Annotated in this window: 14 protein-coding genes; 5 read left to right on the top strand and 9 right to left on the bottom strand. The window is 69.9% G+C overall.

Going from position 1 to position 15,319, the window contains the following annotated elements:
* Positions 1-168: 168 nt before the first annotated feature.
* Positions 169-1,299 (bottom strand): glycosyltransferase, encoded by a 1,131-nt coding sequence (locus AB0J72_RS45015; RefSeq protein WP_363411514.1) that lies wholly within the window; start codon positions 1,297-1,299, stop codon positions 169-171.
* A 546-nt stretch (positions 1,300-1,845) separates the two neighbouring features.
* Here AB0J72_RS45015 and AB0J72_RS45020 point away from each other — a divergent pair.
* The 3 genes from AB0J72_RS45020 (at position 1,846) to AB0J72_RS45030 (ending at position 4,901) form a co-directional block, all read left to right on the top strand.
* Positions 1,846-2,922 (top strand): glycosyltransferase, encoded by a 1,077-nt coding sequence (locus tag AB0J72_RS45020; protein ID WP_363411516.1) that lies wholly within the window; start codon positions 1,846-1,848, stop codon positions 2,920-2,922.
* A gap of 389 nt (positions 2,923-3,311) precedes the next feature.
* Positions 3,312-3,779: a DUF5994 family protein gene (locus tag AB0J72_RS45025; RefSeq protein ID WP_363411518.1), complete on the top strand. Its 468-nt coding sequence runs from the start codon at positions 3,312-3,314 to the stop codon at positions 3,777-3,779.
* Between the two features lie 300 nt (positions 3,780-4,079).
* The gene (locus AB0J72_RS45030; RefSeq protein WP_363411520.1) at positions 4,080-4,901 is read left to right on the top strand and encodes a transglutaminase family protein; all 822 of its coding nucleotides are present in this window, start codon (positions 4,080-4,082) and stop codon (positions 4,899-4,901) included.
* Positions 4,902-4,960: 59 nt separating this feature from the next.
* Here the strand turns inward: AB0J72_RS45030 and AB0J72_RS45035 are convergent, their stop codons facing one another.
* The 3 genes from AB0J72_RS45035 to AB0J72_RS45045 all read right to left on the bottom strand — a co-directional run bounded on the left by AB0J72_RS45035 (position 4,961) and on the right by AB0J72_RS45045 (position 7,268).
* Entirely contained in the window at positions 4,961-5,248 is a 288-nt protein-coding gene (locus tag AB0J72_RS45035; RefSeq protein ID WP_363411522.1) for a hypothetical protein, read from the bottom strand.
* Between the two features lie 131 nt (positions 5,249-5,379).
* Complete coding sequence (locus AB0J72_RS45040; protein ID WP_363411524.1) at positions 5,380-6,750, bottom strand: IS1634 family transposase; 1,371 nt, start codon at positions 6,748-6,750, stop codon at positions 5,380-5,382.
* Between the two features lie 56 nt (positions 6,751-6,806).
* On the bottom strand, positions 6,807-7,268 hold the full coding sequence (locus tag AB0J72_RS45045) for a hypothetical protein (RefSeq protein WP_363411526.1): 462 nt from the start codon (positions 7,266-7,268) through the stop codon (positions 6,807-6,809).
* A gap of 331 nt (positions 7,269-7,599) precedes the next feature.
* On the opposite strand from AB0J72_RS45045, the gene AB0J72_RS45050 reads away from it, so the two are divergent.
* The gene (locus AB0J72_RS45050) at positions 7,600-8,304 is read left to right on the top strand and encodes a TetR/AcrR family transcriptional regulator C-terminal domain-containing protein (protein WP_363411528.1); all 705 of its coding nucleotides are present in this window, start codon (positions 7,600-7,602) and stop codon (positions 8,302-8,304) included.
* Positions 8,305-8,496: 192 nt separating this feature from the next.
* On the opposite strand, the gene AB0J72_RS45055 is transcribed toward AB0J72_RS45050, so the two are convergent.
* From AB0J72_RS45055 to AB0J72_RS45075, 5 genes are all read right to left on the bottom strand, one after another.
* A complete protein-coding gene (locus AB0J72_RS45055) occupies positions 8,497-8,736 on the bottom strand; it encodes a WhiB family transcriptional regulator (protein WP_363411636.1) in 240 nt (79 codons plus the stop codon).
* Between the two features lie 74 nt (positions 8,737-8,810).
* A complete protein-coding gene (locus AB0J72_RS45060; RefSeq protein ID WP_363411530.1) occupies positions 8,811-9,077 on the bottom strand; it encodes a hypothetical protein in 267 nt (88 codons plus the stop codon).
* 7 nt (positions 9,078-9,084) lie between these two features.
* Positions 9,085-11,073, bottom strand: coding sequence for a multicopper oxidase family protein (locus tag AB0J72_RS45065; protein ID WP_363411532.1), 1,989 nt, complete (start codon positions 11,071-11,073; stop codon positions 9,085-9,087).
* Positions 11,074-11,093: 20 nt separating this feature from the next.
* The gene (locus AB0J72_RS45070; protein WP_363411534.1) at positions 11,094-11,576 is read right to left on the bottom strand and encodes a DUF6220 domain-containing protein; all 483 of its coding nucleotides are present in this window, start codon (positions 11,574-11,576) and stop codon (positions 11,094-11,096) included.
* A gap of 39 nt (positions 11,577-11,615) precedes the next feature.
* On the bottom strand, positions 11,616-13,874 hold the full coding sequence (locus AB0J72_RS45075; RefSeq protein WP_363411536.1) for an MMPL family transporter: 2,259 nt from the start codon (positions 13,872-13,874) through the stop codon (positions 11,616-11,618).
* Between the two features lie 166 nt (positions 13,875-14,040).
* Between AB0J72_RS45075 and AB0J72_RS45080 the strand changes: the two genes are divergently transcribed.
* Positions 14,041-15,294 carry a histidine kinase gene (locus tag AB0J72_RS45080; RefSeq protein WP_363411538.1) on the top strand — a complete coding sequence of 418 codons (1,254 nt, stop codon included), beginning with the start codon at positions 14,041-14,043 and terminating at the stop codon, positions 15,292-15,294.
* Positions 15,295-15,319 lie beyond the last annotated feature (25 nt).

The following is a 15,319-nucleotide window of genomic DNA, read 5'->3' on the forward strand; positions in this document are numbered from 1 at the left end:
AACCTCCTGGCCGAGGGCATCATCGACCCGGCCAAGGTCACCCGCTCCGCCCTGCAGAACGCCGCCTCGATCGCGGCGCTCTTCCTCACCACCGAAGCGCTCGTCGCCGACAAGCTCTGACGGCTCGCTTGTCCCCTCGGGGGTCGATCGCCGGTGCCCGTGACGCGGTCACAGGGGCACCGGCATCCGGCTCAGCAGCATCGCCGCCAGGCTGCGGTAGCGCTGGGCGACAACGGGCCAGCCGCTGTGCCGGGCGATGCGCTTGGCCTCCCCGTACATGCCGGCGGCGAGGCCGGGCTCGGTGAGCACCCGCTTGAGGGCCGCGCCGATGGCCGGGCCGTCCCGGTGCGGCACGAGCACGCCGGCGCCGCTGCTGAGCGTCTCCACGGCGTGCGGAAAGGTGGTGGCTATGACGGGCTTGTATGCCGCCAACGCCTCGACGAGCACCCCCGAGGTGGCCTGGTCGGGTGAGTCGTAGGGCAGCAGCACGACGTCCGCGCGTTCGACGAGCCGGTCGAGCCGGTCCTGTTCGAGGTAGGCGCGCTCGAACGTGACCAGACCCGCGAGACCGAGCGCGCGGACCCTCGCGTACAGCTTCAGGCGGTATGCTTCGCCCTGCTCGGTGAGCACCTTGGGATGCGTCCGGCCGGCGATCACGTACTGCGGCCGCGGCACCAGGTGGCGGACCGCCCGCAGCCCGGAGATCGCCCACTCGATGCCTTTGCCGGGGCCGAGCAGGCCCCAGGTCAGGATCACGGGCCGGTCGGACGGTTCGAGCCGCCGCGGCGGCCGGCCCTCCGGCGTACCGTGCGGGATGACGGTGATCTTGTCCGGGGCCACGTCGTACTCCGCGAGCAGCAGCGTCCGGGCCGCCTCGGTCATCACGACCGCGGCGCCGGCCAGCGCGACCACCTGTTCGAGCACCAGCTTCTGGTGCGTGCTGGGCCGGCCCAGCACGGTGTGCAGCACCACGATCACGGGGCTCCGCAGCCGGCGCAGCAAGGGCAGCAGGTCCACGCCGTCGGCTCCGCCGTAGATCCCGTACTCGTGCTGGACGATCACGACGTCGTGCCGGTCGAGCGCGGCGGCGGCCGGCTCCTCGCTTGCCTGGGAGTGCAGCGCCAGCTGCGCGATCACCTCGGGACGGTCCAGGTAGGTGGGCGAGTCCACCACTCGCACGACGCCCGCGCGGTCCCCCGGCGCGGATGTGGTGAGTGCGCGCAGCAGGGAGGCCGTGAAGGTCGCCAGACCGCACTGGGTCGGCGGGTACGTGCTCAGGAACCCGTAGGAGATCGTCATTGCCGACGGCCTGCCGACCGGGGACTGCTGCAGCGGCGGTTGCGGTGCATCGTGTGCATGTGAGGCCCACCCTTCGTGGCGGGTGCGGCGCCGACCGGCGAGCGCAGAAGGCTGAGCCGGCGCTGGTCATTCGGTGCGTGCACCATGATGGCGACAGATCCGTCGCCGTTGACCTGGAGCATTTGTCGAGGCAGGTCAACGGGCCCACCGTAGCACGCCCGCCCGTTCGACCGTCCACAATGGACGTGCGCACCGGATCGACGAGCGCCGGTGCGGTGCTCGGCCGGCGTCGGGTGGCGCTCGCCGGGCAGGCGTGTACGGTGGGGTCAGTTGATCCGTCATATCGATCGACGCCCGAGCGACGACAACAAGGTTGCCGTCGCATGGTGCCAGCACCGAATGACCAGCGCCGTGTTCGCTTCTGCGCTCGCCGGCCGGCGCCGCACCCGCCATTGGAAGGTGGGTCATGTCCGATTTCGTCCCTGGGTTCCGGCCGTCCGCGGTGACCGTCCCGGAGGGGTGTCCACGCACCGCACCGGTGCTGGCGTGAGCATCCGCCGACATCCGAGGCCGTCGTTCGCACACCTGCGCCGGCTCAGTGACGACGTTGGCCTGTTCGAACATGCCGAGCACAGCACGCCGAGGACATCGCACGGGTACTGCGTCGACGACGTCGCCCGTGGCCTGCTGGTCATCTGCCGCGAGCCGGACCCGCCGCCGGACCTGCTCCACCTCGCCGAGCGGTACCTGGCGTTCGTCGTCGAGGCGCAGGCGCCCGACGGCGCGTTCCGCAACCGGCGACGGGCGGACGGGCGGTGGCAGGACGAGCCGTCGGACGGCGACTGGTGGGGCCGGGCGCTGTGGGGCCTCGGCACGGCGGCCGCCCGCAGCCCGCTGCCGTCGATGCGCGAGACGGCGCTGGTGTGCTTCGAGAACGGCGCGCACCGGCGTACCCGCTGGCCGCGGGCGATGGCGTTCGCAGCGCTCGGCGCCGCCGAGATTCTCAGTGTCCGGCCGGATCACTCCGCCGCCCGTTGGCTGCTGCACGACGCGGTGGTCACGATTGGTGCCGTGCCGACGGATCCGGTCTGGCCGTGGCCGGAGCCCCACCTCACCTACGCCAATGCGGCCCTGGCGGAGACCCTGATCGCGGCCGGTGGTGACGCGTCGGCCGACGGCCTGCGCATGCTCGCCTGGCTGCTGGATCGGGAGACCCGCGACGGCCACCTGTCCTGCACACCGGTCGGCGGTGCCGGCCCGCACGACAGGGCCCCGGCCTTCGACCAGCAGCCGATCGAGGCCGCCGCGATGGCCGACGCATGCGCCCGCGCGATGACCGTCAGCGCCGACCCTCGCTGGGAGCGGGGCCTGGCGTCGGCGGTCGACTGGTTCCTCGGCGCCAACGACAACGGTCTGCCGCTGCACGACCCCTCGACCGGCGGCGGCCGCGACGGGCTGACCGCCTCCGGCCGCAACGAGAACCAGGGCGCCGAGTCGACGCTTGCGCTGCTGTCCGCGTTGCAGCACGGGCAGCGGCTGGACGCCGCCAGCGGTCCCGTGCTCGCCGGCCACCGATCGGGACCCGGCCGCTGGCCGGGCTCGTTTCCCACCTTCGACGAATGAGAGAAGGCCATCATGACGAGCAGATCCGCACACAAGGAAGACCGCAAGAAGGAAAGCAGGACGCTGAAGGAGAAGCGGGCCGACAAGAAGGCCAAGCGGGCGTCCGACACTGAGCTTGATCGCTGACCTTTGGGCGTCTGCTGTCGGTCCTTGCTGGTCTTGTCGCGCTCGTGGTCCACCGACGTCGTGGGTTTCGGTGCTCTGGCGGGGCGGTGGGTCTTCGGTCGGATGTTCCGGGACCTTCGGCGGACGCGGGCCAGGGTGCATCGGCCTCACCGACCCGGACGCCGAGCGTGCCGCGCCACCTCGACAACGTCCGAAACGCACCCTGAATCGCCCGAACGTCGGCGCCGGGACGTCACTTCCATGCACGTCGAAAGAGGTACATCATGCCGTCCGCGCCGTTCCCCGCATCGCAGCCCTCCGCCGGTCCGAGGCTCTCACTCTCCGCGGTGCGCGCCACCCGGGCCATCCTGGACGGAGGCTGGTGGCCCCGCTCGCTCGACGCCGCGGCCGAGCTTCCGGAACTCGTGGTGGCGTTGCAGGAGCGCTACGGCCGCATCCGCCGGCTGATGTTGTCCAGTGCCGCCTGGGACCGCCGGTTTCCCCGGCTCGGGGTGGACGGGCACGAGATCCGCATCGGATGGTTCAGCGCGGTCGATCCCGAAGTGCTCGTCGCCACCACCGACCGCGGCGACCAGATCGACCTGCTCGTGGTGCCGCCGGACGCGCCTGAGGCCGTCGCGCACGGCGCGATGGTGGCCGCCGCGGACCCGGCCAACCGGCTGCGCGCCCCGGCGGTGCTCGCGGCGGCCGCCGCTGCCGCGCACGAGCCGCTCGGCGGCGGTGCACGGTAGAGCCGCCAGTCAGCCGACGCCCATGCCCCGGGCATCGGGCCGGGATCGGTCGTGAGGATGCGGCGCCTGCGGTGTGGCGGTGTTCATGGCAGATCGGCGCCTCCGACGACGCCGCCCTGGTCGAAGCATTTCAGGTCGACCTTCGGGGCCATTGGATTGTCGGTCGACGACGCACACCTGCTTCCTGCCGCCCACGCCCGCCGCACGCACCAGCGCCGCAGCGAAGTCCGTCACGGACGTGCGCACCACTGCACGAGCTGAGCGGCGCCGTTGCGACCAGCCACGACCAGAAAGAGGACCATGAGCTCAAGTTCAGCGGCGGACCAGGTCGGATGCTCGCTCGTCCTGGAGGTGGCCACACCGGCCATTGTCGTCCTCCAGGCGGTGCCGGCCCGCCGGCCCGGCACCGTGGTCAGCGAGCGTCTCGAAGCGGTCAGCAACAGCGTTCCCATGCCGACGCAGGAACTTGCCGGCCCGGTCGGCGGTCGCCAGCATCTGGTCCACCTCGAGCCCGGGACCGGGACTGTCAGCTACGAGGCGACGGTGACCACCGGCGCCGTGACCCCGGACGCGGTGACGGCCGAGGCCCGGGTGGAGGCGCTGCGCCCCAGCCGCTACTGCCCGTCCGACCGCCTTGCCGGCTTCGCCCGGGCCACCTTCGGCGACATTCCCGCCGCCCGGGCGCGTGTCGAGGCGATCTGCGACCACGTCTGGCGACGGATCACCTACGCCGCCGGGACCAGCGGGCCCGCCACGGATGCGGTGGACACGCTGCTGGACGCGCGCGGTGTGTGCCGCGACTTCGCCCATCTCGTGGCCGCGTTGTGCCGGGCCGCCGGCGTGCCGGCGCGGATCGCCTCTGTGTACGCCCCGGGCCTGTCGCCGATGGACTTCCATGCCGTGGTCGAGACCGAGATCGACGGCTGTTGGCAGGTGTGGGACGCCACCCGGTTGGCCCCCCGCCAATCCCTCGTCCGCATCGCCACCGGCCGCGACGCCGCCGACACCGCGTTCATGACCGTCGTTTCAGGCCGTGTCGACCTGCAGCACCTGGAGGTCGTCGCAGTCGCCGGCGCCGACCTGCCGGCCGACGATCACGGCGGCCTCGTCGCGCTTCGCTGAATGTGGCGGACGAGCGCCCGGTGGCGGCGTCTCGCTGCGAAGCAGTGATCGCAGGCCCGTCACCAGTTTGTGGCGGTCAATCGCTGAATGCTGCCGGGCTGTCCGAAGCTCGCCTGTCGTCCTGGACGGCGCGGCGGCCTGCTGGGTCCGTGGTCGGCGAGTACGAACGCCACTTCAACGACCACCGTCCACACCAGAGCCTCGACCAGCACCCACCCAACCACAACCCAGGCGTACTCGTCGCCATCGACGAATCTGTTCGACGACAAATCCTCGGCGGCGTGATCAACCAATACCAACGAGCAGCTGACCAGACCAGATCGGCGAACACCCAGGTCACAGACCACGCGACAAATATTGGCGCGGTACAGCCCGCGTTCCGCAACTGGTGGGCAGAGGATCATGGTAATTCGTGGGGTTGGGCTGCGGAAATGGACGTGGTGAGGCCGGGTGGTCGTGTGCCTACGCGTTGACCTGGTCAGGCGGGGTGGATCGCGGTGATTCGCGGTGGTTTGGACACGCCGACGGCGGTGAACAATGCCTGCTGTGTTTCATTGAGTGGTGTCGTTTGAAGGACCTGGCCGTCTGGTCCCTGTAACCGGATCTGGTGGACCCGGGACAGCTGGGTGTTGATGTGCTGCCAGGTCTGCCCGGTGCGCCGCTCGGCGACCCGGACGAGGAGCAGCGCCAGCCAGCAGAGCAGGACGCGGGCCTGAATACGCTGGTCGAGGCGGTGGTAGACGGGCCGAAGCTCGATGATCGTCTTCATGTCGCGGAAGCTGCGTTCGGCCTCCAGGAGGTTCTTGTAGCCCAGCGCCACGTCCTCGGCGGACAGGTGGGGGTCGTTGGTGGACAGCAGATACCTGCCATCCAGCTTGGCCTCCTCGACGGCCTTCGCGCGGTTGACGACCAGCCTGCCGTTGGCCTGCTGACGCAGGTAGCGGCCCAGCGTCGGATGATCCCGCAGGGCGCATTCGGCCTTGCGGTGCGGTTCCTCGTCGGGGATCCTGCCGGCCTTGGCCGCCTTCGCCCGGGCCTTGGTCCGAGCCTCGGCGATCCGGGCCAGTTCAGCCTCGATGCGAGCCAGATGCTTCTCGCGGGTGCACCGGTCGCGTTCGGCCTCGTCGGGGTTGTGACAGACGATCCACCGCTTGCCCGGGGTCGCGTCCACCGCGACCTCCTTGACCCGCAGGTTGTCACGGACGACCTGGTAGCGGCCCTGCCGGGCGAGTGCCGCGGCCGCGTCGGGGCTGCCGTCCCGCATGCGTTCCCCGGCGATCCACCCGCCGCCGGCCCGGGCCAGGTAGGCCAGGTTCGCGTCCGAGGAGAACCCGCGGTCGACCACGGTGACGACCCGCCCGAGCTTCCACCCGCGCAGGTCGTCCTTGACCTGCGGGATCACGGCCGCGTCGGTGGTGTTGCCCGGCCATACCCAGCACCGCACCGGGATGCCCTCCCGGGTGACGGCCAGGCCGATGACCACCTGCGGCAGGTCCGGGCGGTGGTCCTTGCTCTTGCCGAAGCGGCGCAGCGTCGACACCGCCGCACGGCCACCGTCCGCACCGCTGGTGTCGTCTTCGTCGCCAAGTTCGAAGTAGGTGGAGGTGGTGTCGAAGAACAACACGTCGACCTCCAGGTCGAGCAGGTTCGCCACGGCGAAGAACACCGTCTCCTGCACGACCGCGTGAGCACCCGCGTCAGCGTCGATGAGCAGGTCCATCGCCCGATACGCCTGATCGGCGTCCATCATGGACAGTCCCGGGACGGCGACGTCGCAGCTGGCCCAGTCCGCCGCGGCCAGCTTCGACGCCGGCGCAACCGCCCGGTTGGCGACCAACGCGAACAACACCCAGGTTCAAGTGCCCAAGACCAGGGGGCAACTCCCGTTTGCGGGTGGGGGTGAGGTCACGCTTTCTGTCGCGCTTGCGATGTCGGTCGCGATGTCCTCCACAGCAATGTGACCACCAGGAGTCCTGCCAGGCACGGCGGTACGCCAACCCAACCGAGCAATGGCGGCAGGCCCGTGTCCCCAGAGGTGTCCTTCACGAGCAGGTTGAACAGCGCGATGCCTGCGCCGAGCGCGAACACCAGGGTCGCGACGCTGCGGGCCCACCGCTTGCCCGTCCTGACTGCCCAGATGGCGCAAAACCAACAAATGATGCCGAGTGCTCCGAGGACTGTCAGGTAGATGAGATAGGTCATGACGGCGGTGTCGATGGGTCCCTGCGTGTAGGTCGGATAGCCGGCCCGGATGTGGTCGGCCAGGCTGCTGCGCGCGATGTACGGGACGATCATTGCGACGACGGTGAGCCCGAGGCCCGCGTACATTGTGCCGATGGCTGATTGCTCATGACGGGTCCTCGTCATCGAACTTCTCCTTGGAAAGTGGATCGCACGTGCTGTGCACAACTGGCGGAATCAGATGGTCGCGCCACTGTCAACCGTGATGGCGGGCTGGTCGGGCGCAGGATTGTGAGTGCGATGTCGTAACAGTGGCTCGTCATGCTCCTTTCTCGGCCTTTCGGTATGTCGTCCGGTCGGCAGTGAGTCGGAGCTGCTTTGGCGCACTCGTCGATCCGCACAAGTCGGACCGTCTTCTGAAGCAACGCGCCAAGGCTCGGTACCTACGTCGTAGGTTTTGCCTACAGTGTAGAATCTAGATCTACGGTGTAGGTTGGACAAGACGCGAGGGCGACGAGTGGCGAAACGCACACAGGGCAAACCGGCCGGGCTGAGCCGCGAGCGGATTGCCGCTGCGGCGGCGGACCTCGTCGATCGCCAGGGTCTGGAATCGTTCGGGGTGCGCCGCCTGGCAGCCGAACTCGGCGTCGACCCGATGTCGATCTACAACCACATCAAGGGCAAGGCCGCGCTGCTGGACGCCGTTTCCGAAGCCGTCCTGACCGAGGTCTCCGCCACCACCCCTCAGTGGCCCGACGACTGGATGGACATCGCACGCGCCATGGCCTACAGATACCGGGACATGGCAATACGCCATCCCCGTATCTTCCCGTTGTTGGCAACCCGAGCGCAGACCTCAGCGGTGGCGCTTGAGGCGCTCGAACGGCTGACTGCGGCGATGCGTCGCGCCGGGATCGCAGACCAGACGATCGCGGACGCCCCTATGACGCTCTTCGGATTCCTCAACGGGTATCTGCTCGCTATCTTGAGCGCGGATCCCGATGTGTCCGGTGACCCCGCAACGGGCGCGGCCCAACCGGCGTTCGATCCGGCCGTGTATCCGACCCTGGCCGCCCTGGCTCCCCTGCAAGCGGGGTTCGGTGGTGAGGCTGAGTTCGAGCGGACGCTGGAAACGGTTTTGGCCGGCATCGCCGAGGGAGCAACCAGGGCGCAGGGTGGACAGGGTCCGCCGGCCGCTGCGGTCGTCCGGCCCCCTCGATGACGTATCTATGTCACGTGCTCATGACGACCCTGGCCGTTCCGTACTGCGAGCGCCCAGTGGGTCGGTAGACGTGGATCGTCCCCCCTTTGGGGTCCGCGATTCGACCAGTCCGAGCCTAACCGGCCCGGCTCTACGGCACGGCGACCGCTCGGGCCGAGCCTATCCGGACTTCTGTGAAATGTCCTATGTGGATTAACGGACTGGTTCAGCTGCGGCGGGTGTCCGATCGTCCGTAGGGCGCGCCGTTCTTCTGGGGGTGGTTCCGCCCCACATGCCGTAGCCCTGCCCGGTGCGCAGCGCCCATTGCAGGCAGTCGGCGACGACCGGGCACCGCGCACAGATTGCCTGGGCTTCGTGTACCTGACCGAGAGCGGCGCTGGTCGCACTGATCGGAAAGAAGATTTCGGGATCTACCTCGCGGCAGGCGGCCAGGTCGACCCATGATCTCAGCGGCGATTTGGCCGTGCTCGACTCGGTGGCCGGAGCAGCGGACCGGTCGGAATGCATCACGAGGCCTCCCTCGGGGTGCCGAAGAGGCGCTTCAGCCGTGCGCTGTGCTGTGGCATGCTGCGCAGCCGGGCAAGGAGCAAGGACTCCGCGAGCTCGTCCAGGGCCGCGTCGATGATGTCCAGGTCGTCGGGACGCAAGGAAGGGGCCCTGCGGGCCAACCTGCGCAGCTCCGCTTCGATGACGGCGCGGCTGTAGTTGTGCACCTGCGCCACCAGGTCCGAGTCGGGGTCGTCCGTGCACGGGGCCGGGTGACGAGCAGCCAACGGCGGGTCAGTGGCCATGGCCTCGGCCCCCGCGGGCGGTGTGCGAGCCCTGGAATGGCGTGCTGACACCGTCGTAGCAGAGCCGCAGCATCATTCCCTGATGTGCGTGGGGCAGGTTGTGGCAATGGTTCATCCAGATCCCGGGATTCGTGGCCCTGAACGCCACCTCCCATACCTCCCCTGGGCGGACATCGAATGTGTCCACCCACAACGGACTGCCGGATGACGGCGTACCGTTTCTGGACAGGATCAGCACCGGATGGCCGTGCAGGTGCCAAGGGTGGCTTTCCAGGCTCCGGTTGGCCACGGTGAACCGAACGAGATCGCCCTCGGCGACGAGTTGGTCCGGGATCGACGGGTGACCACGGCCGTTGACCGTCTGGCCGTACGCCGGCCGGCCGTCGACCATGGCCACACCACGGTCCAGCACTATGGTGAAGTGCCGGTCGGCGCGGCTGTCGGCGTCGAACGGCACGGCGGCCGGCGTTCCGTAGCGCAGCAGGTCGAGCTCCGGCCAGCCGGAGGTGTCCTCGACAGCCGTGCCCTCACCGACGGCACCGGCGTGATCATCCGGACGCAGCCGGAGGCCGCCGGCGTGATCGTTGTCGAGCACGAGCGCCACCGGGGTGTCCGGCATGGCGAAGACCAGGTCGTACCGTCCGCCCGCCGGGAGGCGCAGTCCGGCCTCGCTGACCTCGCCGGGGCGGTTGAGATCCCGACCGTCGACGGCCGTCACCCGGAAGGGCGTTCCGGCGAGCGCGAATCGGTGTGGAACTGAGTCGGTGTTGATCAGTCGCAACCGCACGTCGGTGCCGGCCGGCGCGGTGTGTTCAGTGCGCCCGTCCTGATCGGCGATCACGCCAATGCCGTCGAACGTGTGCACGGGCAGCGTCAGATCCAACCGCCCTGTGGAAGCCTGCTGTCCGCGTGGTGTCACGACGAGGGTCCCGTACAGCCCGCGACGCACGCCAAGGTGTGACGCCTGGTGGGTGTGGTACCAGTAGGTTCCCACCTGGTCGGCGCGGAACCGGTAGACGAACGCCTCGCCGGGTGCCACCACGTGCTGTGTCACGCCCGGTGCGCCGTCTTCACCGCACGGCACGTCGTAGCCGTGCCAGTGCAGGGTCACACCGTCGTCGATGTCGGTGTTGCGCAGCGTCACCTCGATCAGATCGCCCTCGGTGGCGGTGATCGGCGGACCAGGTAGCTGCCCGTTGTAGGTCCATGCCTTGATCTCGCGTCCGGACGGGAGCCGGACGGTGGCGGTCTGCGCGGTGAGGAGGTACTGCCGCCTCGTGCCGCCCGGTGCCGGTGCGCCGGGCCCTCGCAGGTCGGCCACTGACGCGCCGGGCCCGGAGCTGGACGACCATCCGGGACCGCCTCCGGTATCGGCGGAATCCGCTGGCAGGAACAACAGGCCGACGCCGGTGGTGCCGGCGCCTGCCACGACCGCTCCGCCAGCCAGGCCGATGAACCGGCGGCGCGAGAACCCGGGCGTTCCGTGCGGTGCCTGTGCGGACGCGATGTCGGCGTAGCCGGTGGTGTCGACCGGTGCCGCTACGACGCGCGCGGTCAGCAGGGCGCCCCCGCCGACGAGGGAGCCGGCGATCAATGCGGTGCTCCAGGTCAGGGGGTAGCCGGCCAGGAAGGTCACCGCGAGCCCGGCCAGGGCGCCGTATCCGGCGGTGAGCGGCAAGACCACGGCACTTGCCGGTATCCCGGCGTCCGGCGCGCGCCGCGCCGCGAGCAGCCGCGGGCCGGCGATCAGGACGGCGGCCAACCCGGCGGCTCCGAGCATCGGCAGGTTCAGCAGCAGCTTCTCCTGCACGAACCACCAGCCCCGACCGGCCAGCAGCGCCACCGTGGTCACCCGGGCAAGCGTTACGAGCACCGCCGCCGCGAGGAGGCCGAGCGCGAGCCGGCCGCGCCGGGCGGCCGCGGTGGCGCCGGTCGCGGACCACGCGGCCACGCTCAGCAGCGCGACCACATGGTCCACGACGATCAGTTGACCCGTTGTCATGACGCCGGCTGAGCTGGTCGGGCTGCTGGTCCGGACACCTCCGCGCCGTCGCCCGCTCCGACGGGTCGATCGGTCACCGCGGACCTCGACAGCGTTCGCGCCTGCCGGGCGACGTTCCCGGCCGCTGCCATGATGGCCAGACCGTTGATCGCATGCAGGCCGAAGACGAGTTGACCCGCTGTCGTACTGGTGTCGCCCGTGTCGTTGAACGCCCTGGCGAGCACCGCGATCACCACCTGGACAACGACCAGCCCAGCGGCCAGGCCGGCCATCCCGATGAGCCGGCCGGGCATCCGGGCCAGCGCGGCGACGATGGTCAGCAGGACCGCCAACAGGAAGATCACGTACCCCAACGCGCGGTGAGGCCGGAAGGACTCGTCGTTGGGCGCGGTGCTGAATGCACCGCTCGCGGCGAAGTAGAACTGTGCTACGACGGCTAGCACCAGCAGGATCGCAAGGCCGGCAAAGAGTTTCCGCAAAGCATGCTCCTTCAGGTTGGTCGGATCACGACGTGCGCATCAACGGGCCGGGACCGGCTCCGCGTCATCGAGGGGGCGCGCGGACGGGACGGGCGGTCCTTCGATGTGCAGCTGGGGCAGGCGCCGGTCCATGCCACGGGGCAGCCACCAGTTGTGGCGGCCGAGCAGGTGCATCACCGCCGGCACGAGCAGCATCCGGATGATGGTCGCGTCGACGAGGATCGCCGCGACCATGCCCAGCCCGAAGACCTTGATGAAGACCTGGTCACTCGGGACGATCGCCGCGAAGACCACGATCATGATGGCCGCGGCGGCCGTGATCACCCGTCCGGTGCTGGCCAGCCCGGTGACGATGGCCCGGCCGTTGTCCTGGGTACGCACCCACGACTCGCGCACCCGGCTGATCAGGAAGACCTCGTAGTCCGTGGAGAGGCCGAACAACAGCGCGAACATGATGACCGGGACGAACGCCGCCATCGGGGTGGCGGTGTCGATGCCGACCAGCCTGCCGGCCCAGCCGCCTTCGAGGAAGTAGGCCACCACCCCGTACGCCGCCGCCACCGACAGCAGGTTCATCACGGCAGCCGTGACCGCGATGACAACGCTGCGGAACGCCACCAGCAACAAGAGCATCGACACGACGACGACGCCACCGATGAGCAGCGCGAGCCGGTTGGCGATCAACACGTTGACATCGATCGTCGCCGCGGTTGCGCCGCCGACGTGTACCTCTGTCCTCGTGCCCTTGGTGGCGGCCGGGATCACGTCGTCGCGCAGGGTCTTGACGAGGTATTCGGTGGCGGCCTCCTGCGGCCCGGTGGTGGGCACGACGGTGATCAGCGCCGTGTCACCGGCGGGATTGAGCCGTGGCGGCGACACCGCCGCGACTCCCGCCGTGCGGCCGAGCTCGGCTTGTAGCCGCTGGAGGGCCGCGTTGCCGTCGGCGGGTGACACCTCCGACACGACGAGCAACGGCCCGTTTTCGCCGGGGCCGAATCCCTCGGCCATCATCTCGTACGCCTGCCGATTCGACGTATCTTCGGGGTCATTGCCCGCGTCGGGAAGACCGAAGTGCACGCCGAGGAACGGCGCGGCCAGCGCCAGCAGCAGAGCGACGCTCGCCACGGTGGCGAGTACGCTGTGCCGCCGCACCAGCTGGCTCCACCGTGTCCAGCTGGCCGCGGGCACCAGGTGGCCGTCGGCGGAGATCTGGGTGGCCCGACGCCGCCCCAGCGGTATCCGGAGCCGGTCGATCCGCCGCCCCAGGTAGCCCAGCAGCGCGGGAAAGAGCGTGATGGCGGCGACCATCACGACCAGGGTCGCCACCATGGTGACCACCGCGGTGCCGTTCATGATGGACAGACCCACCGCGAACAGTCCCGACATGCTCACCATGACCGTGCCACCGGCCACGAGCACCGCCCGGCCGGCGGTGTCGAGCGTTGCCACGGTCGCCGCTTCGGGGTCGAGGCCCATCGCCCGCCACTCGCGGAACCGGGTCACCAGCAGCAGCGCGTAGTCGATGCCCAGGGCGATGCCCAGCGTCATGCCGATGATGGGTGCGAAGTCGGGCACGTCCACCACGGCCGCCATGATGCCGACCAGGCTGGAACTGACCGCCAGGGCGCCGATCGCCATGGCCAGTGGCAGCCCGGCCGCCACCACCGACCCGAACATGATGAGCAGGATCACCGCGGCCGCGAGCAGCCCGATCAGCTCGGATCCCGACTGGGTCGCCTCGGCGAGTTGCACGGCCCGTCCACCGAGCGCGATCTCCAACCCGTCGCGTTCGGCCGCGTCCGCGGCGGCCAGCAGCCGATGGGTGTCTTCGACCGGCATGTCGTTGGGGTTGGTGACATCGAGATAGACGCGTGCGGCGAGCGTCCGGCCGTCCGGCGCGATGGAGCCTTTGGCGGAGTATGGATCCTCAACCGACGCTACGTGCGGCAGGCGTCCCAGCTCACCGAGCAGCGCGCCGACGCCACGTTGCACCTCGGCGCTGGTGACGTCGTCCGCACGGACCACCACCCGCACCGTGTCGCCGGACTGGGCCGGGAACCGCTCTCCCAGCAGGCGCTGTGCCCGCTCGGAATCCGATCCCGGCGTGGAGGAGCCGTTAGCGGTCTCGCCCCCGAAAGCCGCCGACAGCCCGAAGGCGATGACGAGGCCCACGGCCCAGGCGATCAGCACCCTTCCCCGCCGACGAAAGGCCAGGCCGCCGAGTCTGCCCAGCGGCCCCGGCCGCGGTACGTCGGGTGAGCGTTGGCGATTGTCGCTTATGGACACCGCGTCGGTCATGGAAGCTGTCGTTGGTTGCGTCACGGCAGCGATCGTCGCGTCGGCGACCGGGGTGTGTCCTCGGGCAGCGGACGGCAGTGCCTACGCAGATTTGCGTAGCTGGGCCATACCCGGTCGCGTCCGTCGTCGTAGCCGGTCACCCGCGCGCGGCCACTATCATCGCGATATGAAACGCCGAGCGGTGCCGTTCCGCCTGCCTGTCCTGGCACAGGACGTCCTGCTCGGACTTGTCGTCGCCGTGATGCAGGTTCAGGGCAACGCCGCGAAACCCCCGGAGGGGGCGTCACGGCCGCTCACCGACCTTGGCAACCTGGGGTACGTGCTGCTGGCCGTGAGCGGCCTGGTGCTGGTCGCGCGCCGCCGGTGGCCGGCGTCGGTGTTCAGCACGACCGCGCTCGCCAGCCTGGCGTACTACACCATCGGTTTCCCGGACGGGCCCGGATGGATCGCACTCTTCGTCGCCCTGTACACGCTGACCGCTTACGGCGACGGGCGCAGGTCGCTGGTGATCGCAGGCGTGGGTATCACCGTGCTGACCACCGGCTGGCTCATCGCCGCGGCCGGCATCGAGCCGGCGGCCGCCATCGGATGGGTGTTCTTCCGGATCGCGGCGTCGGTCATGGCCGCTGCCCTGGGCGAGTCGGCCCGGTCTCGGCGGGTCATCGCAGCCGAAGCCCAGGAGCGTGCCCTACAGGCTGAACGGACCCGGGAGGAGGAAGCGCGGGCACGCGTCGACGCCGAGCGGCTCCGGATCGCGCGTGAGGTGCATGACACCGTCGCCCACGCCATCGCGATCATCAATGTGCAGGCCGGCGTCACGGCGTACGTGCTGGACAAGCGGCCGGAACGGGCGCGCGACGCGCTGGTGGCCATCGAACAGACGAGCGCCCAGGCGTTGCACGAGATGCGGGCGATCCTTGGGGTGCTTCGTGACTCGGACAACGGGCGAGTGCCGCACCCTGGCCTGGGGCAGATCAACGAGCTCACCACGGTGGCGCGCGAGGCCGGACTCGACATCAAGCTCGAGGTGAGCTCGTCGGTGGCGCCATTGCCGAGCGCGGTGGACAACACAGCGTACCGGATCTTGCAAGAGTCGATCACCAACGTGATCCGCCACGTCGGCCCGACCCGGGTGACGGTGGCACTCGACTACGGAACTGATGTCCTTGAGGTCCGCGTGGCCGATGAGGGCGGCTGGGATGCCGCGGTGCGTCGGGACGCCACGCGTCCCGACGCACCGGCTGGACACCGCGCCGGCATCGTCACCGGCGGGTTGGCCGAGCCGGGCCGTGGGATCGTCGGAATGCGCGAACGCTGTGGACTCCTGGGCGGGGAGCTGACCGCCGGGCCGCGGTCGTGCGGCGGGTTCGAAGTCAAGGCGCGGCTGCCGCTGGCTCCGGCCGGAACGGTGCACTCGTGAGCGCGGCGGCCGCGTCGTCGGCCGG

The organism is Dactylosporangium sp. NPDC049742 (assembly GCF_040674675.1).
GTDB classification, from domain to species: Bacteria; Actinomycetota; Actinomycetes; order Mycobacteriales; family Micromonosporaceae; genus Dactylosporangium; species Dactylosporangium maewongense.